19 protein-coding genes are annotated in these 20,429 nt (G+C 40.3%); 14 read left to right on the top strand and 5 right to left on the bottom strand.

Annotated features, from left to right (window positions below; translation table 11 throughout):
• Position 1 precedes the first annotated feature (1 nt).
• The 10 genes from plsX (at position 2) to LBH49_01560 (ending at position 10,637) form a co-directional block, all read left to right on the top strand.
• Positions 2 to 1,039 (top strand): phosphate acyltransferase PlsX, encoded by a 1,038-nt coding sequence (gene plsX, locus LBH49_01605; protein MDR0351324.1) that lies wholly within the window; start codon positions 2 to 4, stop codon positions 1,037 to 1,039.
• 49 nt (positions 1,040 to 1,088) lie between these two features.
• A complete protein-coding gene (locus LBH49_01600) occupies positions 1,089 to 2,075 on the top strand; it encodes a ketoacyl-ACP synthase III (GenBank protein MDR0351323.1) in 987 nt (328 codons plus the stop codon).
• Between the two features lie 103 nt (positions 2,076 to 2,178).
• On the top strand, positions 2,179 to 3,357 hold the full coding sequence (locus LBH49_01595; protein ID MDR0351322.1) for a tetratricopeptide repeat protein: 1,179 nt from the start codon (positions 2,179 to 2,181) through the stop codon (positions 3,355 to 3,357).
• 22 nt (positions 3,358 to 3,379) lie between these two features.
• The gene (gene lptE, locus LBH49_01590; GenBank protein MDR0351321.1) at positions 3,380 to 3,934 is read left to right on the top strand and encodes an LPS assembly lipoprotein LptE; all 555 of its coding nucleotides are present in this window, start codon (positions 3,380 to 3,382) and stop codon (positions 3,932 to 3,934) included.
• A complete protein-coding gene (rpe, locus tag LBH49_01585) occupies positions 3,894 to 4,547 on the top strand; it encodes a ribulose-phosphate 3-epimerase (protein MDR0351320.1) in 654 nt (217 codons plus the stop codon). The genes lptE and rpe overlap by 41 nt, the downstream gene beginning before the upstream one ends.
• Before the next feature lies 1 nt (position 4,548).
• Entirely contained in the window at positions 4,549 to 5,427 is an 879-nt protein-coding gene (locus LBH49_01580; GenBank protein MDR0351319.1) for a 50S ribosomal protein L11 methyltransferase, read from the top strand.
• A gap of 105 nt (positions 5,428 to 5,532) precedes the next feature.
• The gene (locus tag LBH49_01575; protein MDR0351318.1) at positions 5,533 to 7,308 is read left to right on the top strand and encodes an ABC transporter ATP-binding protein/permease; all 1,776 of its coding nucleotides are present in this window, start codon (positions 5,533 to 5,535) and stop codon (positions 7,306 to 7,308) included.
• Positions 7,305 to 8,321: an ADP-glyceromanno-heptose 6-epimerase gene (gene rfaD / locus LBH49_01570; protein ID MDR0351317.1), complete on the top strand. Its 1,017-nt coding sequence runs from the start codon at positions 7,305 to 7,307 to the stop codon at positions 8,319 to 8,321. Before LBH49_01575 ends, rfaD begins: the two co-directional genes overlap by 4 nt.
• 13 nt (positions 8,322 to 8,334) lie before the next feature.
• Entirely contained in the window at positions 8,335 to 9,315 is a 981-nt protein-coding gene (locus tag LBH49_01565; protein ID MDR0351316.1) for an ABC transporter ATP-binding protein, read from the top strand.
• Between the two features lie 98 nt (positions 9,316 to 9,413).
• The gene (locus LBH49_01560; GenBank protein MDR0351315.1) at positions 9,414 to 10,637 is read left to right on the top strand and encodes an MFS transporter; all 1,224 of its coding nucleotides are present in this window, start codon (positions 9,414 to 9,416) and stop codon (positions 10,635 to 10,637) included.
• Between the two features lie 4 nt (positions 10,638 to 10,641).
• On the opposite strand, the gene LBH49_01555 is transcribed toward LBH49_01560, so the two are convergent.
• The 3 genes from LBH49_01555 to LBH49_01545 are packed head-to-tail and all read right to left on the bottom strand — an operon-like array spanning position 10,642 to position 13,010.
• Positions 10,642 to 11,253, bottom strand: coding sequence for a PqiC family protein (locus LBH49_01555; GenBank protein MDR0351314.1), 612 nt, complete (start codon positions 11,251 to 11,253; stop codon positions 10,642 to 10,644).
• A gap of 3 nt (positions 11,254 to 11,256) precedes the next feature.
• Positions 11,257 to 12,258, bottom strand: coding sequence for an MlaD family protein (locus LBH49_01550; GenBank protein ID MDR0351313.1), 1,002 nt, complete (start codon positions 12,256 to 12,258; stop codon positions 11,257 to 11,259).
• Positions 12,255 to 13,010: an ATP-binding cassette domain-containing protein gene (locus LBH49_01545; GenBank protein MDR0351312.1), complete on the bottom strand. Its 756-nt coding sequence runs from the start codon at positions 13,008 to 13,010 to the stop codon at positions 12,255 to 12,257. Before LBH49_01545 ends, LBH49_01550 begins: the two co-directional genes overlap by 4 nt.
• Positions 13,011 to 13,173: 163 nt before the next feature.
• Between LBH49_01545 and LBH49_01540 the strand changes: the two genes are divergently transcribed.
• Positions 13,174 to 13,275, top strand: a complete 102-nt coding sequence (locus tag LBH49_01540; GenBank protein MDR0351311.1) for an AURKAIP1/COX24 domain-containing protein — start codon at positions 13,174 to 13,176, stop codon at positions 13,273 to 13,275.
• 14 nt (positions 13,276 to 13,289) lie between these two features.
• The gene (gene kdsB, locus LBH49_01535) at positions 13,290 to 14,048 is read left to right on the top strand and encodes a 3-deoxy-manno-octulosonate cytidylyltransferase (GenBank protein MDR0351310.1); all 759 of its coding nucleotides are present in this window, start codon (positions 13,290 to 13,292) and stop codon (positions 14,046 to 14,048) included.
• Here the strand turns inward: kdsB and malQ are convergent.
• Positions 14,036 to 15,577, bottom strand: coding sequence for a 4-alpha-glucanotransferase (gene malQ / locus LBH49_01530; GenBank protein ID MDR0351309.1), 1,542 nt, complete (start codon positions 15,575 to 15,577; stop codon positions 14,036 to 14,038). The two genes, kdsB and malQ, sit on opposite strands and share 13 nt — an antisense overlap.
• A complete protein-coding gene (gene murB, locus LBH49_01525; protein ID MDR0351308.1) occupies positions 15,577 to 17,733 on the bottom strand; it encodes a UDP-N-acetylmuramate dehydrogenase in 2,157 nt (718 codons plus the stop codon). The genes malQ and murB overlap by 1 nt, the downstream gene beginning before the upstream one ends.
• Before the next feature lie 114 nt (positions 17,734 to 17,847).
• On the opposite strand from murB, the gene priA reads away from it, so the two are divergent.
• Complete coding sequence (priA, locus tag LBH49_01520) at positions 17,848 to 20,049, top strand: primosomal protein N' (protein ID MDR0351307.1); 2,202 nt, start codon at positions 17,848 to 17,850, stop codon at positions 20,047 to 20,049.
• Positions 20,050 to 20,087: 38 nt separating this feature from the next.
• On the top strand, positions 20,088 to 20,366 hold the full coding sequence (locus LBH49_01515) for a hypothetical protein (GenBank protein ID MDR0351306.1): 279 nt from the start codon (positions 20,088 to 20,090) through the stop codon (positions 20,364 to 20,366).
• Positions 20,367 to 20,429 lie beyond the last annotated feature (63 nt).

Here is a 20,429-nt window from a genome sequence, read left to right as displayed (position 1 = left end):
GATGCATAACCAAGGTAGGTCTGTTGCCGTTGATGTGATGGGCTCAGATGCAGGCCCGGAGGAATTGATCCTGGGAGTCCTTGAAGCAATGGAGGAGTATGGCAACTTGGCCGATATAGTATTGGTGGGTGACAACGGAATCATCTCCAGATGTCTTGCTAAGCATGGAGCTAGTCAGAATGATCAGATTTCGGTTGTTCATGCTTCCGAAGTCATTGGTATGGCAGAAAAACCTTTGGTTGCACTGAAGACCAAGAAAGATTCATCAATGCTTCGAGCCATAGAACTTGTGAAAAACGGTTCTGCGTCGGCCATGTTGAGTTGTGGGAATACTGGCAGTTTAATGGCTGGCAGCACGTTGAAAATAAGGCTAAAGGATGGCATAGATCGTCCGGCATTGGCTTCGGTTATTCCGTCCATGGATAGGCATTTTGTATTGGTAGATGTGGGTGCGAATCCAAACTCCACAGTGATTAATATGGCGCATAATGCGGTGCTCGCGTCGATGTATTGTAAATCTGTGCTGGGCATTGAAAAGCCAAGGATTGCGCTGATGACCATTGGAACCGAAGAGGGCAAAGGCAATGATCTAAGCCAGCTAGCCCATGAAATCTTAAAAAAAATGAATGGAATTATTTCCTATATTGGATTGATCGAAGGGTTTCAGCTTTTTGAAAATTATGCCGATGTTGTTGTTTGTGATGGTTTTGTGGGGAATGTATTGCTAAAAGCTTTGGAAGGTGTTGCCTTTACGCTGGCCAATGGCCTTAAAAAAGAACTCAAAAAAAATCCACTTCGGATGCTTGGTGCATTGTTGGCCAAAGGGGCTTTCTTGGATTTGAAATCTAGGTTAAATCCGGAAAGATATGGTGCAGCGCCATTGCTTGGATTGAAGGGAATTGTGTTGAAAGCCCATGGAGCAAGCAATAGAAATTCTGTTAAAAATGCGGTAAAAATAGCTTCGGATCTTTCGGCTGGTGATGTGAATGAAATGGAGGCCGATCTAATTATAAAAACCAATGAGATTATCGGTCATTAGGTTTTATTGCTTGTAAAAAAAAAATTGTCGTGAATCATGCAATTAGGTCATGCCTAAAGCTATCTATATAAGTGGGGTTGGATCCCATCTGCCAGGAAAAGTCTTGACAAATCACGACATTGCCGAAACCGTCGATACTTCGAATGAATGGATCATTGAACGTACTGGCATAGAATTTAGACATATTGCTTCGGAGATGGAAACCACATCTTACATGGGATTCATGGCAGCTAAGGCCGCATTGGCCGATGCCAATCTAACTCCAGCAGATGTGGATATGATAATACTAGCAACCATGGCCCCGGATATGATCTGTCCATCTACGGCCTGTGTCGTGCAAAAACTTTTGGGTTGTAGATCGATTCCGGCCCTGGATGTGGGAGCGGCCTGTTCTGGTTTTATGTATATTCTGGAACTGGCACGTAGCTGCCTGCTTAGCAATAAGAATTATAAAAATATTTTGATCATTGGTAGCGAAAAATTATCTGCGATGGTTAATTGGGAAGATCGGTCCACCTGTGTCTTATTTGGCGATGGAGCCGGAGCAGCTGTGGTGAGCAAAGGAGACTACGAGGGTATCATAGATGTATTCATCGGAGCCGATGGATCTGGATCACATTTATTGACCATACCAGCCGGTGGTTCAGCCAAACCAGCTTCCGGAACAACGGTCATGGGTAAGGACCATTGCATAAAAATGGATGGCCGAGAAGTATTTCGCAATGCCATAAAATACATGGGAGAATCCATGGATATTATATTGAAACGCAATAACTTGACGGCCAATGATATGGATTGCGTAATTCCTCATCAGGCCAATATGAGGATAATAAATATGGTGGCCGAAAGGGCTAATATTGGTCGCGATAAGTTATTTTGTAATCTCAATCGCAGGGCCAATACATCGGCAGCATCGATACCCATAGCCTTGGATGAAGCTATCAAGATTGGAAAAATTAAAACCGGAGATATGGTTTTGCTTGTGGCATTCGGTGCTGGAATGACCTGGGGTGCATCTATTATAAAATGGAAGTAAATTTTAGTTGAGAATATGCAATTGGTAATTTTACTGTGGTGTGTTAAGTTAATAGGTTATCTGAATGTCTAATAATCGTTTTGTTTTTTGTTTTTTTGCACTAATGTTATGTGTTTTTGTAACTTCTTGTACGACACCTAAAAAAAATACTTTGGTTGGTAGTCGTCGAGCTAGAATAATGGCTAAAGGTAGGAAAATCTATGATGATAGTGCTATCGTAAAAATGTTTAGAGATGCAGAAAATTGTTATGGTTGTGGCGACAGGAAAGGTGCTTTAAAAATATGTGATGACATTATAAAAAAGCATAAAAATTCGTCGATCATCACCGAAGCACTGTTTCTGCGTGGTGAAATTTACCTTGATAGACATCAATATGATAACGCCTGTGATTCGTTCAATGAAATAATATTAAAGCATAATAATAGTCCACTTTTTGAAGCGGCGGTTGGGAAGCAGTTTGAAATAGCCAAGGCATTGCAACGCGGTGAAAGGCCTCATTATTTTGGCCTAATACCAGGCTTTAAGGATCGCAACTCCTCGGTTAAGCACTACGATAAGGTAGTAAAAAATGCTCCATTTACCGATCAGGCACAGGAGGCTCTTTTTAATATATACAAGGTCCATCGAAGGGCTAAGAAATATGATTTGGCCTTTGCGGCTTTGGATAGACTCATAGATGAATACCCAACTTCATCTCTGTTGCCAGATGCCTATTTGGCCATGGCTGACATGTATCAAAGCCTTGGAAAGGGGCCTGACTATGATCAGAAGGCGGTTTGCCTTGCGCTGGATTATTATAATGACTTCATTGTTCTATTTCCAAAGCACGAGATGTTTGGTTTTGCTAAAGAACAAATTGATAAATTGTTGGTGGAAGTGATGAAAACCAATATGAACATGGGCGATTTTTATTACAACGCTAAACATAATCCAAAGGCTGCCTATGTCATGTATAAGGCTGCGGCTAGCGTGAATTGCAGCGATGAATTGAAGGCCAATGTTATGGCCAAGATGAATGACTTGGTCGAAGGTGTGCCGCCGGTCAAGACGCCGGTGGACTTTTTGTTTAAGAAATACGAAAAGCAGGACATATCGGCATGGGTCAAAGATGGTTGTGTAGATACATCAGATACTGATAGACCCAATACTGATGATCTTAAAATCGATTCATTGGCCAAGAATTCTGCCATGGATCAGAAGGATGATGATAAAAATTTTCCACCGGCAAAAAATGAAACCATTGCCACCGATCAATTAAAAAATAGAAATGGTTCTAAATGAGCTGCGATGATCCAATGAATCGATGCTAAATTTTTTATCATATTACACCATATTTTTATCCCTGCTATTGATCGGATGCTCTTCCAGTTATCATCTGGGTAAAAGCGAGTCATTGCCCTTCGAAAGTATGTGCGTTAAAATTGTTGGCAATGAATCATTTGTGCCACAAATTCAAGCCTTTATCACACGGAAACTGGGCGATGAATTTGCCAGAGATAGTAGGCTAATCTTAACCAATGAAGCCGATGCCGATGCCGTTCTCAGCGTGACAGTCATGGCATCAGATCAAAAAACCTCGGCCACATCCAGCAGTGACACCGAATTGGCTTCCTATCTAGCCATTTCTCTCAGGGCCACTTGCACATTAACCGATGGAAAAACCGGCAAAGAATATTTCTCCAATGAAATGGTTGGCGTTGAAATGGATCTGTTGACCGATGCCAACTATCAATCTAGAAGGTATCAAGCTATGCCAAAGGTTTGTGATGAACTGGCGAAAAAGATCGTGCATATGATCATACATCCATGGGCAGGTTATGGATCAAAAGATAATAGCTCCATCCATATTTGCCGGTAACCATTCCAATCTGCAGGCAAGTTTGGATGCCATAGATAAAAGTGGAGTTGGCATGGTACATTTGGACATAATGGATGGACATTTTGTGCCAAATTTAAGCTTTGGTCCGGAGACCGTTGCAGAACTTAGGACCGGTAGTGACTTGTTTTTTGACGTACATTTAATGCTAATGAATCCTGAAGGTTTTGTAAAAAAATTCATTGATGCTGGGGCCGATGGTCTGACGATTCACGCCGAATGCTCTTCAAATATTTCTATGATTTTTAATGACCTAAGGTCTGCTCAGCGTAGGGTTGGTTTGGCCATAAATCCAGGAACCGGAGTGGATAGCATAGTAGACTATCTTTGTCAAATTGATGTGATAGTGGTTATGTCCGTGTGGCCGGGCTTTTGTGGCCAAAAATTTGAATCATCGACCATTGAAAAAATAAAGCATTTAGCAGAATTTCGAAAAATAAATGATCTAAAATATTTTATAGAGGTTGACGGCGGCATCAACGCAGCTAATAGTCATGCATGCTATGATGTTGGTGCAGATATACTTGTCGTTGGAACATCTTTTTTTGAAGCAGAAGATAGGCATTATTTTATTAAAAATATGAAGACAAAATAAAGTGGAAAGAGCGTTTGTTAAATTACCATCGGCGGATATGGCCGATAGAATAAATGATTTCATCCAGAGTAGGCAGTTATCTGAATGGGTTATCGAGATCGAAGATAGTGGTATCACATTGAGTGGATATTTTCAGAAGGTTACCTCCGAGGATATTGCAGTGATCGCCAGTGAGTTCGCCGAGTTGAGTCTTGACATGTTCATGGTGGAGAAGGTCATGAGGAAAGACTGGGCCAATGAATATAAGAAATTTATAACACCATTTAATATTGGTAGGTTGCATATCGTCCCCATATGGGAAAAAGAGACCTATGAAATTCCAGAAGGAGGAGGAGTTGCTGTATACATAGATGCCGAAATGGCCTTCGGTACCGGAGCCCATGAAACCACGAAGCTATGCTTGGCTAGGATAATAGATTTTAAAAATCTATTTCGAGATGTATTGTTTTTGAAAAATTTCATAGATGTGGGATGTGGCTCAGGCATACTATCACTGGCTGCAGCAAAATTCGGCATGGCCAATGTATATGGGTTCGACATAGACAAGCAAGCCATAGAAATTAGTCTGAAAAATGCCAAGGTAAATGGTATTTCCGAAGGCATTGAGTTTGCCAAAGGAAATATCCAGGAATGTATACTTGGCCATCAGGCAGATTTGATCTGTGCCAATGTGCTAGCTCCCACATTGATAGAAAGTGCTTCAATTCTAGTGAATACGGTAAAACAATACGGTATGCTCTCGCTTAGTGGCATACTGATTGAAGAAAGTATGACAGTAAAAGATGCCTTTGATCCACTGGTTAAGAGATATTGGGATTCATTTATGCTCAGTGAAAGAAAAAATGGAGCCTGGATGGAGATCTGTTACATGAGGGGATGATAAATTCGAATGAATAATAAATAACTATCATGGATAGGTTATTAAAACATACTGGACAATCGATGGATGGCAACTGACCTAGGGTGAATTGTTTGGCGCTTTCTCATGAGTAATAATAATAGCAATTATGGAATAAATAGAATATTCAAATATCTGAAGTATTTAAAAGGTGCCGAGGCCGAGGTATTCATGGCCTTATTATTCGGTGCGACCACAGGTATTGCCAGTGGTTTAGGTATTCCTGTGGTTATCAAAGCCGCTTCAAATAAAGTATTTAATCAGGACGATGTCTCATCTTCAATCATTGCATTATTTTGCACATTGCCGTTTATTGTGATGACAATTAGGGGTATTTCTTCGATCATAAGTTCATATTTTATAGCATTCTGTGGTCAAAAAATAGTTCAAGAGATACGAGTACTGATATTTAAAAAAATGCAAAGATTGCCATTGGCCTATTTCTATCATGTGCCGCCCAGTGATCTCATTTCTCGGTCCATTAATAGCACAACCATCATCCAAAATACACTGATGGAAATCTCCCACGATTTGATAAAACAGCCAGTGACATTGATAGGTGCTGTGGGCTTTTTAGTTTATCTGTGCTTTCATCAATCCGCCTTGACCATATTGATGCTATTTATGATGATCCTTCCAATGATTATTCTTCCCATACGCCAATTCGGCAGGAAGCTCCGGGATAAATCCGGAAAAATGCAAAATGAGACAGCTAAGATCATCAATAATCTAAATCATAACCTGGCTGCAATAAAAGAAATAAGGGCATTTTGTTTGGAAAGTTATTCCACTTCTAAGTACAGATTAGCCTGCCATAATTTTTCCGATGCATTTCTTAAGGTTGTTAAATATAACATACTTGTATCTCCGGTGGTGGAAATTATAGCTTCGGTTGGTGTAGGCATCGCCATGTTCTATTTATATGAGAAGGGGATCAAGGCAGATGTGTTTTTATCATTGTGTGGCGCATTATATATTAGCTATGAGCCAATAAAAAGGATTGGATGGCTAAATGGTAAAATTCAGGAGGCCATGGCAGGCATAGATAGGATAGAAAATATATTAAATGAGCCGGAACCCATAAAAGATCCAGTTATACCAGCCAAAGTTTCGCGGCTAAAAGGATTTATCAGGTTCGATAACGTGAAGTTTTCCTATGACAATGAAAAAAATGTTTTCAATGGCATGAATTTGCATATGGATAGTGAAAAAATTTATGCCGTTGCCGGACACAGCGGCATTGGAAAATCCACGCTGGCAAATCTAATTATGAGGTTTTATGATGTGAATTCAGGATCAGTTAGCATCGATGGCATAGATGTTAAGAATATGGCTCTGAAAGACCTACGAAGAAACATAGCCATTGTGCCACAGGAACCTGTATTGGTAAACGACACGGTATTTAATAATGTAATCTGGGGGAATTTATCTGCCAGCCGTGACGATGTCATTGTGGCCGCCAAAAAGGCCTTTGCCAATGATTTTATCGAAAAACTAGAAAATGGTTACGATACGGTCATAGGCGAAGATGGTAGCTTTTTATCCGGTGGCCAAAAGCAGAGGTTAGCATTGGCTCGGGCATTTTTGAGAGATTCACAGATATTGATCCTGGATGAAGCCACTTCGGCATTGGATTCGGATAGCGAACACAAAATTTACAAAGCCATAAAAGAATTGGTTAAAAATCGGACAGTAATAATAATTTCCCATAGATTTAGCATGATGTCCATGGTCGATCAGGTGATCGTGCTAAGCGACGGTAAAGTGGCTGAAATGGGCACGCCGGATGAATTATTAAATACAAAAGCTTCCATATATAAACATCTTTACGATAACCAGAATTTGAAAAAGCAGATACTATGAGAGATCTTTCCAAGGGTAAAATATTAGTAACCGGTGGCGCTGGTTTTATAGGCAGTGCATTGGTGAGAGAGTTGAATAGTCGAGGACTTGAAAACCTATTGATCTGTGATCGACTGGGAAAAGATTATAGATTTAGGAATATGATCCCATTGCGCTTCGATGATTATATTGATGCCGATGAATTGCTAAGTCGTATATCTTCCAATGATATGGTTTTAAAGGATATTGAGACCATATTTCACCTTGGGGCCTGTGCGATCACAACGGAATCAGATTGTGATTATCTTATTAAAAATAATTTCGAATATACAAAGGCATTGGCAAAGTTCGCTATGGCCCGTGACTGCAGATTTGTATATGCCTCATCGGCAGCAACCTATGGCAATGGAAGCCGAGGAATGTCTGATGATGATGAGCATCTCTATGATCTTCGGCCGTTGAACATGTATGGTTATTCGAAACACTTATTTGATTGTTATGCCAAAGGCCATGGATTTTTAGATAAGATCTACGGCTTAAAGTATTTTAATGTTTTTGGCCCCAATGAAAACCACAAAGGAACCATGATTAGTATGGTTCGCAAAGCCTATGATCAGATCATCGGCGATGGCGTGGTAAAATTATTCAAGAGTCATAGGCCGGATTACAAAGACGGTGAACAACTCAGAGATTTTATCTATGTAAAGGATGCGGTGGATATCACCATATTTCTGGCCATGGTGGATTCATCAATGGATGGCAGGTCCACTGGTGGGCTATTCAATGTGGGTTCCGGCAAAGCCCATAGCTGGATTGAATTAGTTACGCCGGTATTCGAGGCTCTTGGTCGGCCAGTGAATATAGATTTTGTGGCTATGCCAGAACATCTGATCGATATATATCAATATTATACCAAGGCGGATCTGGGAAAGCTCCGAAGGCTTGGCTATGCCAAGACCATAACTTCATTGGGTGATGCGGTGGCCGATTATGTTAAAAATTACATCGAGCCGGACAGGATTATGGGTGAATAGCCATGGGTGATTTATGATTATGCTGTCTAACCCCATATTGAAAGTTGATCAATTGACAAAAAAATACCATGGCATAACCGTAATAGATGATGTTTCATTTTCAGTGGAAAAGGGTGAAGTGGTCGGATTGCTTGGGCCCAATGGGGCAGGCAAATCAACGGCACTTAATATAATAGTTGGGTTATTGGATGCCACCAGTGGAAATGTGGAAGTTTGTGGAAATTCGGTGGCCTATGATTCCCACCTAATTAGAAAACATATTGGGTTTATGCCGGAAAAAAATCCCTTGCCTGAAAAATTGCGAGTGGGAGAATTTCTCAGATTACGGGCCACATTGAAAGGAATTCCCAAAAAATTAGTCCGATTACATGTGGAAAAGTTGATGCGCATGACGGATATTTTTAGAAAAGCTCGTTATCGCATAATAGGTACGTTATCAAAAGGTTATAGGCAAAGGATTGGTATAACTGATGCCTTTTTGGGTGATCCAGATCTGATTCTATTGGATGAGCCCACCATAGGTCTAGATCCCCATCAGATGATAATTTTCAGAGATCTCATCGAAACCTTTCGTGGAAAAAAAACCATGCTGATCTCGAGTCATATACTTTCCGAAATTGATGCTCTTTGTGATCGTATAATCATAATCAATCATGGTAATTTAGTTGCCAATGGAAGTATTTCTGAGCTGAGAAATAGATTTATTCGCCATAGATCGATGGAGGTTAAAGTTCTCTGTGACATCAGCATCATCGATAAATTTAAACACAGTGTCCATGGCTGTGTATTTTCTGAGATAAATTCGGATATAGATTTAAATATCCATGAATTTAGTATTATCATCGATGGCGATGCTGAGCCGTTGGATATCAGAGAAAAGATCGTACGTTATACCGAATGGAAATTGCTTGAAATGGTTGAAAAAAAGCTTTCACTAGAGGAAATATTTTTAATGGCCACCGAAAGATGTTGGGATAATCAGAATTTATTGTAAAAATATGGAAAAATTTACTTGCTCAGCCGATGGCACCCAGTAGTTTGCCCTAGATATAAATGCATGAAATAGAAAAAGCAAAAGATTCTTGTCAATTAATGGCATGGTTTGTATGGTTAGCGGCAGTTTTCTTTTATTTTTATGAGCTGTTCGTAAGGGTTGCTCCGGGAGCGATGTTACAAGAGATGCAGTCTCATTATGAAGTAAGTGCTGGTATTTTCGGCACAGCATCTAGCATATACTATTATGTCTATGCTCCGGTACAGTTAGTGGCGGGTGTAATGTTAGACAGATTAGGTGGCAGAGCAGTTATGGCCTATGCAAGTCTAATCGTAACCATTGGTTGTTCCATGGTTTTGCTGCCAATTAATTCTGTTGCGATTTTTGCCATTGCCAGATTTTTTATGGGCTTTGGTTCTGGCTTTGGTTTCATAGGCGTCATGTACCTGGCCACCGTATGGATTCATAAGGAAAAGCTGTCATTGGTCTCGGGGCTAACCACAGCCATTGGTTTTATTGGTGCCATATTAGCCCTGAAGGTAATTCCTGATTTTGTGTCCAGTGTGGGCTGGCAGACCTGTTGGATCTATTCGGCCATTTTTGGCATAATTTCTACTATTATCCTAATCCTATTTGTTCCAAAAACTCCCATATGGGAACAGAAAAGAAAAGAAGCTCATTTTGAGGAATTTTCCGATAAAAATTTTCTCACTGGCCTTCTGGAGGTGGTAAAAAATCCTCAGACCTGGTTGCTTGGCATAGTTGGTGGTTTATTGTACATGCCAACCACGGTTTTTGGAGATCTATGGGGTAAAGAATTTATCGAAGCTGTGGTTGGTATTCCCAATGACGAAGCCGGTTTTGTCACAGCCATGTTATATGCTGGTTGGTTGTTTGGTGCTCCATTTTGGGGATTTTTGTCGGATAAAACCGGACTGAAGAAATCACTACTAATGGTCAGCACAATTTTGTGCCCGTTGTTCATGGCAATAATATTGTTATTAAACCATATTTCTCTATGGGAAATTCGGATATTATTGTTTATCACTGGCTTTGTCTCTGCTCCCCAGGTTATATGTTTTGTGGCCAGTCTGGAAATCAATCCGAAATATGCCAGTGGTAGTGCCATAGCAGTGGTCAATATGATCGTAACTTTCGTAGGTGGTCTATTGCAGCCATTGGTTGGCTATATATTGGATATGCTAAACAGTGCCAAACCAACGGCTATGGATTTTCGGGTAGCGATGTCAGTGATGCCGATAATGGTCATATGCGGGTTTTTCATAGCATTGTTTATAAAACCCAAGCAAGGTCGTAAATAAATTATTATTTTTTAAAAATAATGGCATTTATTGCTTCGGATATGTCGAAGCTCAGCTGTACAATGGCTTGTTCCATGCCAGCTATCATATTTAGGTATTTATTTTCTTGCTGGTCGATTTGGTAATTGGCCACGATTATCGAGTTCTTTTTGGCAATAATATTGTGGTTTTTGTCTGTCATGCGCCAAAATGAAGACAGAGTAACGGTTTTGTCAGTTTCATTTGGAATGAAATCATGAATTCTGATTTTTATTTTATAATCGATATCTATGTGTTTATCAAAGGGAAATATTACTATTTTTACCTGATCGCATTTTTGATTGATCCTGTCGCGCAGTACTCTAAGTATGCATTCCTCTATGGGTTCGGCCCATCGATTAAACTCATCCTGGATTATTTCGTTGTCAGAAATCAATGTAATTATCTGAGGTTTATCCAGGTAGGACGGTATTAAAATTTTGCTTATGCCAATGGGAATGGCATGGTTTTGTCCATTGGCTTCGACCGTTGTCTTCATCCCCATGGTATAAAATCGCGTGGAATCAGTTACTGGCGAGAACATACATCCGCTGAAAATTGACGGAAGAAAAAATAATAAATATTTTATATGATTCATAGATTATTTCTTTTTACTAGATTTCCCTGAAAGTATTGCATTTGGATTTCGTTCCAAATAATCCACGAGTGCTCTAAATGATTTTGCTGCGCGCGTTATTTCCTGTATTGCATCATCTAATCCATATTTCGATTCCATTTCACCAGAAACAGTATAGTCTATGGACTCTGACATATTTCCAAATTTTTCAAGGGCTATTTTACAGGTTTCCAGCATAGATTGGATATTATCAGAAACTGGATTTATCTTCGATTTTAGAGCCGATACAAAAATTTCGATGGCGTGCAACGTTTTATCGAAGCGCTTTAAAGCATGCTTAAGATCAGGTAATTTGAATATATCATTTATAGAATTTGCTGCGATGGTTATGCTAGTGACCATGGATTTCAGATCGGTATTCGTTAGGCTATGATCCACCATGGAAAGGATGGATGATATTTTGTCGGAAATACCTATAAAATCAATTTTACTAATTTTTTTAATTATTTGTTCGGTGCCTACCAGAAATTCATCTATGCCCGAAGATGTGGTGGGTATTTGACTATATTGGGTATTATTCACGGAAAATGTACGAATTTTCTTCGCGCCATAGTAGTCCAATTCTATGAATAATTTGCCAGTCACAATGCTTTCGAATGTCAATTTGGCAGCCAGGCCCTGTTTGATCTGCTTTTTATAAAACTCCGTATTATCTTCATTTTTAGATTTGCTTCCAATGGTGTCGAACATGGCATTGTCTATTTCGATGATCACCGGAGTAACGGCCAAGTCTTTTTCTTCGTCATAAAATATAGATATTTTTTTTACCACACCCACGCTAACACCTTTAAATTTTACCGATGAGCCAACGCCTAGGCCATTCAGTGATGAATCAAAATATAGGGCAAAATCTGTGGTACTGCGAAAAAAGTTTACTTTGGAAAACAATATAACGAATACTATCATTACAAGGCATGAACATACTATAAATATTCCTATGATTAATGAACTGAATTTTTTACTCATTTGTTACATAATTCTCCTCGGGTGAGGAAGCACTTTACTTTAGTATTAAAATTTTCAAGCAATTGATTTGGCGATCCGGTGGCCAAACCAGTTTTGGAATCCGCATCTAGATAGATGGCATTATCACCAATTTTGAAAATACTACAGAGGTCATGAGTCACAATTACCATGGTTGTGCCTAGGGTTTCACGCATTTTAAGGATCAAATCATCGAGATTTTTTGCACTGATCGGGTCCAATCCAGCGGAGGGTTCATCTAAAAACAATATGTCTGGGTCTAAAACTATGGCCCTTGCCAGACCAGCTCGTTTACGCATGCCTCCAGAAATTTCCGATGGATACAGGTGCCCATGTTTTTCCAGACCAACCAACGAAAGCTTAAAATTTACGATTTCTTCAATCTTATTTTTTTGCAAATTCGCAAATTCTTCCAGCGGCAATGCCACATTTTCTGCCAATGTCATTGAACTCCATAACGCTCCGCTTTGGTAGAGCACTCCAAACCGTGTCGCCAAGGATTTGGTTGAATCCTCCAGCACATCGATAAGATCTATGCCGTCATAAAATATGGTACCCGGCTTGGTGGATTTTAATCCTATCATATGTTTCAGCAATGTACTTTTCCCACAGCCACTTTCGCCAATTATCAGAAAAATTTCACCGGGCTTCACCTCAAAGGTCACATTATTCATCACCACGGTTTTTCCATAGCTCATGGTCAAATTTTTGACTGAAATCTTACTTATCAACATGGCAAATTTTATTAATTTAAGCGATTTGTAAAGAATAACCTATCGAGCATAAAAGATGTCAAAAATTTTGTCATTTTTTCAAAAAATTATAAGAAAAAGCTTTACTCAGGATTAGGGTTTCCTACTCCTGAATTAAGTAATTGATTTATATAGAGGTTTTTCCATGGGGAATCTGAAAAAAAAGCGTAGGTTGAAAATGAATAAGCATAAACGCAGTAAGCGTTCTAGGGCAAATAGGCATAAGAAAAGGACCTGGGGAAATTAGTTTAGAATTCTATTATGCATAGTGTTATTGCTATACCTGCTAGATGGTCGTCTAGTCGATTTCCGGGTAAGATTTTGGCAGACTTGGATGGCATTCCGGTGCTAAAGCGCGTATGGACTAAGGCTTGTGCTGTTACTGATGTTGATGAGGTTGTGGTACTTGTTGATGAAGATATGGTTCGCCAAGAGGCCATGTCCTGGGGCGCGAAAGTGATTACCACTTCACCGGATTGTTCCTGTGGTACCGAAAGGATTGCTTCGGCTTTGGATCGGATTGAAGGTGATTTTATCATAAATCTTCAGGCTGACGAGCCGCTACTGGACATAAATGTATTGAAAAAAATAGTACAATTTGCCAAAAATAATGACTGCGAGATGGTCACGCCCGTATTCAAACTCGTTAACAGCGAAGATATTTTTGATCAAAATCTGGTAAAAGTTGTGGTAAATTCTTTGGGTGAGGCGATGTATTTTTCAAGGAGCACCATACCATTTATTCGGGATGAAAAGGACAGGTCAAAATGGCTAGAGGCCTATAATTTTCTTGGTCATATTGGAGTTTACGGCTATGCCAGGGAAGTTTTGCTAAAATATTACTCATTAAAGTCCAGCAAGTTAGAGGACGTTGAAAAATTAGAGCAGCTAAGATTTTTAGACAATGGTTTCCGCATTAGCACGCTAATGGCTGATGGTCCGACCATAGAAATAAATACGCCGGAGGATATGCAGAAAGCCCTGGAGTTTTTAAAAAATTCCGTGGATCATCGATCATAGATTTCGGCCAATTCTTTGAGGGTTTCCGAGGATTTTTTCAGTGCTACAAACTGTTCTTCGGTCATTCTCCATGCCCAGTTATTCATTTGGGTGCCAGGTGTATTTAGTCTAGCGTCGTGGTCCAGTCCTAGTATATCCTGAGTGCAAATTATGGCTGTATTGCAGGTCGATTTATAGGCTTCATTTATGAGTGCCCAGACTATGCAATTATTGTCGGACTTTACATAGCGTCGCAGGTTATGTTTATCCATTTCATCCAAGGAGTTAAACCAACCTCGTAGGGTATTATTATCGTGGGTACCAGTGTACATGACATTGTTTCGGTACTGATTATGTGGTAGATAAGTACTTTTGGGGAAGTCTGAAAAAGCGAATTGCAAGACGGCCATGCCTGGAAAACCAGTGGCTTCAAGCATGGTGGTTACGCCTTTATTTAGATCACCTAAATTTTCAGCAATACATTCTAATTTCGGAAATTTTTTTCGGATAGCTTTGAAAAAATCTATACCTGGCCCTGGCTCCCAGGAACCATTTTTGGCCGTTTCGGAGCCGAAGGGTATGGCCCAGAAATCGTAGAAACCACGGAAATGATCCAGTCGAATCACGTCGTAGAGTTCGAGGTTTCTTTCCAGGCGATCCAACCACCATTTGTAATTTATCTTCTTGAGAACTTGCCAGTTATATAATGGATTGCCCCACAATTGTCCTGATTCCGAAAAGTAGTCTGGAGGGACACCGGCCACCAGTGTAGGTTGGTCTTTATCATCGAATAGAAAAATTTCTCTGTTAGCCCAAAGGTCAGCGCTGTCCAAACCTGGAAAAATGGGGATATCTCCTATTAATTTGACACCATTTTGTCGGGCATAGTTTTTCAGGTCAGAGAATTGTCTATGAAAAATGTACTGTATGGCTTTGTGCAGGTTTATGGATTTTGTTACTTTTGGTGGAAGTTTTTTCAGATTTCTAATGGATGAAAACTCATCCGGCCATTGGTACCAAGGTTTTTTGTCAAAATACTCTTTCAATGCCATGAATCTACAGAATGGATCAAGCCATTTTGTTGATTTTTCGAATTTATTAAAATCTTCGCTTTGATTTTTTTTGAGAAAATTTTCCGCAGCGGAGAATATTATGGGCCAGAACAATTCATTTAATTTGGCAAAATCGACATGGTCCCTTGGAAGCTCGGCCAAAGGTTTCATATCTTCTTTGGAAAGAAAACCTTCTGTTATAAAATAATTCAAATCTATCAGATAGGGATTGCCTGCGAAACTGGATAAACTTTGGTAGGGAGAATCACCATAACCTGTTGGAGACAATGGGCAAACTTGCCAGTATTTTATTTTACTTACCCGAAGGAAATCCAGGAAGCTTTTTGCATTGCCATCGATACAGCCTATGCCTTGATCACTGGGCAAGCAGGTCAGATGATGTAAAATTCCAGCAGAACGCTGCTGTAAACAATTGAATAAATGTTCCATCCTGAATAAATGCTCCATCCGGAGTTTTTTATCTTTTTCGATTCTCATCAAATTAGTTCCGATGCCAACAAAATTTCACGATTTAAAAAAATTTCGTGTTTTTCATAGACCCGTTCCCGGGCAATTTTTATTAAGGTTTTTACATCGATGGCCGAAGCATGGCCGTTATTTACTATGAAATTCGCGTGCTTTGGAGAGATTGATGCACCGCCGACTTTGGTACCTTTCAGCCCACAGTCATCGATCAATCTGCCGGCCGACAGACTGGGTGGATTTTTAAAAACACTTCCGGCACTTGGTTCCAGTGGCTGTGATAACAACCTCTTGCGCGTGAACTCTTTGGATGCGTCCATTATGTCTTTGAGAGGTGCTTTGTTTTTGAACTGGAATAGGGCAGATAGTATTATGCCAGATTTTACATCGATGCCAGACCTGTAACTAAATTTAAGCTCAGATTTATTTATATTACATATTTCGCCGTTGGCATTTAGAATTTTAACCGAAATCAGTGGTGTGGAAATTTCCATATTGTTGGCACCGGCGTTCATGATCAACGCTCCGCCCACAGTGGAAGGGATGCCACATAGACCAGCTATATCCAAGAACCCATGGCTTGCCACATCATGGCAAAATGTTTTCAAAGATGTTCCAGCGGAGACTGTTACTGTATTTTCATCCGACCAGATAACTTGTTTCCAAAACTTATTGGTCAGAGCTATCACTGCGCCGGCAAAACCTTCGTCATCGAAGAGCATATTGGATCCATTGCCTAGGATGAGCCAAGGAAATTGGTATTTTTTTAGGATGGATAGTAATGCGAGCAGCGAATCCAGGTGACTTGGTTCGGTGAAAATTTTTGCCGTTCCACCTATTTTAAATGTGCTATGGTCCGACAATTTTGTGGTCACAGACAATCCAAGTTCATCGGCTAATCCATTGGCATGCAATTCCTTAGTTATTTCTTTGGCTTTTATATCTTTTATCATGGCATTGGCCATTAGGTTTAGGCTACCTGCTCCGATGAACAACAAATTTGCTTCGTCGGTTGTGGATAAAAACTGCGACACTTTTTCCTGTAAATCGTGGTTGGTTTCGGCAAGAGCCGTAGGATGATCGTGGCATAGATTCAGCAAATCTTGGCTGGTACCACCGGGGATTTTATCAATTTCGTCGGACTTATACACCGGAAGAATGACTGTTTGAATGGATTTTTTTAAAACTTCTGAGAATTCAGCCAGGTACTGTTTCGTCCTGGTATATCTGTGGGGTTGGAACAGAATGTAATTTTTTTTATCGGCTTTGGATGTGATGTAGGCTGAAATTTCTGCTGGATTGTGGGCATAGTCACAGAAGATGTCGTGGCCATTAATGATACCAAGAAAATCATCTCTGCGTTGTAAACCATTGAATTTGTTTACTTTATCCAAATCTGGCTTGGTGCCAGTAATTGCCTCAAAGGTGCTAAAAATGGCGAATAGATTGTGGGTAGCGAATGAGCTAGGGTCCGGACAAAATTTCCGTGGAGCAGAACCGGAGGCCTTGGCCAAATTGACCAGCATTTCATCGGTTTGTGGGACAATTATGCTGTGGCTAGTTTGTGAAAAAAGCTTTGAAATGGCATTTTTCATGGCGTCAAAGGAGCCATAGTTGATCAAGTGATCGTCATCAAAATTCAATATGGTCGTGATATATGGTGTAAAATTTTCAATGGTACCATCGCTTTCATCCACTTCACAGATAAGCAGTTCTGAATTTTTATCGAAATTTGCTGGAAATGAGCGATCTCTAGGCAGGGCGCCGATGATATGGCTAAATGGAACGCTATGTTCTTTAAGCAGATGGATTAGGAGAGCCGTGGCAGAACTTTTACCATGGGAACCGGTGATGGCCACTAGCTTTTTGTTTTTAGCGATCTTTGACAAAAATATACCCCGTTTGATGTATTCTAACTTGTTCAATCTAGCATAGTTAAGCATAGGATGATTTGGGCCAATGGCATTGGAATATATCAGCTGATCTATGGATTTGGGCCAATGGTCACCGGCTAGAATCACAATGCCATTTTTTTCCAGCAAAAGTGCCATGGATTCATTTTCATTGTCATCCCAGCCATAAACTGTATGTCCTTGCTGTGCCATATATATGGCCAGTGGTGCCATGCCCATTCCGAATACACCAACGAATATAAAATTTCTAGGATACATTTTTTTAATATAAGGTTGTCCTGGGTTTATTTAAATATTAAAATGCACAGGAGTAAAAATGTTTAGATTTCTCGATGCGAAATATCGAGTTGGTTTTGAGATTTAGCTATGCAATTGGCCAAGGTAGTTTTATTTTCAACTCTGAATAAGGCACTTATTTATACCGTTCGCCATGAACTGGTGGATATTTTGAAGATTGGCATGTTGGTTCTGGTCCCTTTGGGGCGCCATCTGGTCCAGGCAGTGGTTCTAGATCTGGTGGATTCAGACGGTAATGATGACTATGGATTTGAGCTGCGAGAAATATCCAATATTATCTACGATGTTCCGGTGGTTAGTGCTGATGTTATGTCATTATGTTGTTGGATATCAGATTATTACAATGCATCATTGGCCAGCGTTTTCGAATGTGCTGTTCCCAGCGCTTTGCGCAGGAATGTTTCGGCAAAATTATCTACGATGATAAAGATAGCTAACCTATTGGATGATAATGAATTACTTAAATTACTTCGGAAGGCTCCTAAACAACATCAGGCCTATAATTATCTTAAATCTATCAAAAGCTGTTTGAAAAAGGAGCTATTGAAATTGTTTTCTGCCAATGTGGTTAATGGCTTGATTGATAAAGGCATATTTGTCGAAGAATTTGTGAATGAAATCAGGATGGATCCGATTGGTACCCATGGAGATGGCCATAATCCTCGGACTATGGTATTGACCGAGGCTCAGCAGGCAGCGGCGGATGCTATGAGAGGCAGCTTTAGACAGGGTTTATTTTCTGTGCATTTGCTCCATGGCATTACAGGGTCCGGAAAAACTGAAGTATATTTTGATGTTATGGAAGATGTTATAAAACACGGCGGAGAGGTTTTATATTTGGTACCCGAATTGGCTTTAACGCCACAGACATTGGACAGAATTCGGAGTCGATTTTCGGCCCATGGAGTGGTGCTCTGGCACAGTAATCTTTCGGATGGAGAAAGGAAGGATGCTTGGTTGGTTATGGCCGCTGGCCAAGCAAAGGTGGTGGTTGGAGCCAGGTCTGCACTATTTGTACCATTGAAAAACCTGCGCTTGGTGATTGTGGATGAAGAACATGATCAATCCTATAAGCAGAACGATCAGCCCAGGTATAATGGTCGAGATGTGGCAGTGTACCGAGCGAAGCTTAACCATGCCCTATGCGTTTTAGGTTCAGCAACGCCATCGGCGGAATCCTATTTCAACGTGAGTCGTAAAGGTTATAAATTAAATGAGTTAACCTCACGTGTTGGCAATAGTGTATTGCCTATGATCCATTTGATCGACCGCAGATATGAAAAGGGTGTTATATCTAGTTTATTATGCGACAAGATTTTTGACAGATTGGATAAAAATGAGCAGGTAATTTTATTGCTCAACAGAAGAGGCTATGCCCCCATGGCTTTATGCCCAAATTGCGACCATGTGGCCAGATGCCCGAACTGCGATGTGTCGCTATCCTATCATCGGAGCCAACAGCTGATGAAATGCCATTTTTGTGGTTATGCCGAGCCACCAAAGAAAAACTGTCCAAAATGTGGTGGATTGGAAATATTTTACAATGGTGTTGGTACTCAACGACTGGAACAAATTATTTCCCGGATATTTCCGAAGGCATCTCTGGCTCGAATGGATTCGGATTCCATAAAAAGAAAGGATGAGGCCAAAAATATTTTGGCAGAATTTAGGAAAGGATCGGTGGATATTTTGCTTGGAACCCAGATGATAGCTAAGGGTTTAGATTTTCCGAATGTCACATTGGTGGGTGTGATTGATTGTGATATTTCGCTGAATGTACAAGACTTTCGGTCCATGGAAAGGACATTTCAAATGATTGTACAGGTGTCTGGTAGGGCAGGGCGCGGCGATGCGAGGGGTGAAGTTGTGCTGCAAACTTTTAGGCCAGAATGCATTGCCATAGCCAAAGCCCGGAGGAATGATTTTTGTGGTTTCATGAAGGAAGAGCTGGCAATTAGACAACTTTTTGGCTATCCACCCTATCGAAAATTGATTCGCCACATTATAATGAGTAGAAATGAATCTAAGGCAGAATTTTTTGCAAAAAACTGGGAATTATTTTTGAAAAAAAACCTCGTTGATCCATCAGTAGAAATGAAAGGTCCAACGAGGTGCATGATAGAGAAAGTAAATAACTGGTATAGATTTGCCACCTGCTTCTTTGTGACCGGATCAATAGGTGTCCAGGTGAAAAATCTATGTACACTAAGGAAGAAATTTCAATTTCCACGGGATATTCGAGAATATCTTGATGTGGATCCAACTGAACTAGTCTAATTGTCCATGGGCAGACAAATGCCAGCGGCCAGCGTTATTTGGCAGCAGGTTTAGCCGGAGCAGCCGGTTTAGGTACCGGAGCAGAAGCGGCTTTAGGTGCCGGAGCAGCCGGTTTAGGTGCCGGAGCAGAAGCGGCTTTAGGTGCCGGAGCAGAAGCGGCTTTAGGTGCCGGAGCTGCTCCATTTTTCGATCCCGGAGCCTTTGATGTGCATCCAGAATTTAGAATGGCGGCAAAAACTAAAAATGACATAGCCATTCTAACCACTGATATATCTAATAAAACCATAATAATGAAGATTATAGAGTGGTTTCGTTAATTTACAATAAAATTTATTCTTAATTATGAATATTTAATTATGAATCAATTAGTTAACCTAGAT

It is taken from the genome of Puniceicoccales bacterium (assembly GCA_031255005.1).
Classification (GTDB): Bacteria; Verrucomicrobiota; Verrucomicrobiia; order Opitutales; family LL51; genus JAIRTH01.
This window is presented reverse-complemented; position numbering and strand designations above follow the sequence as displayed.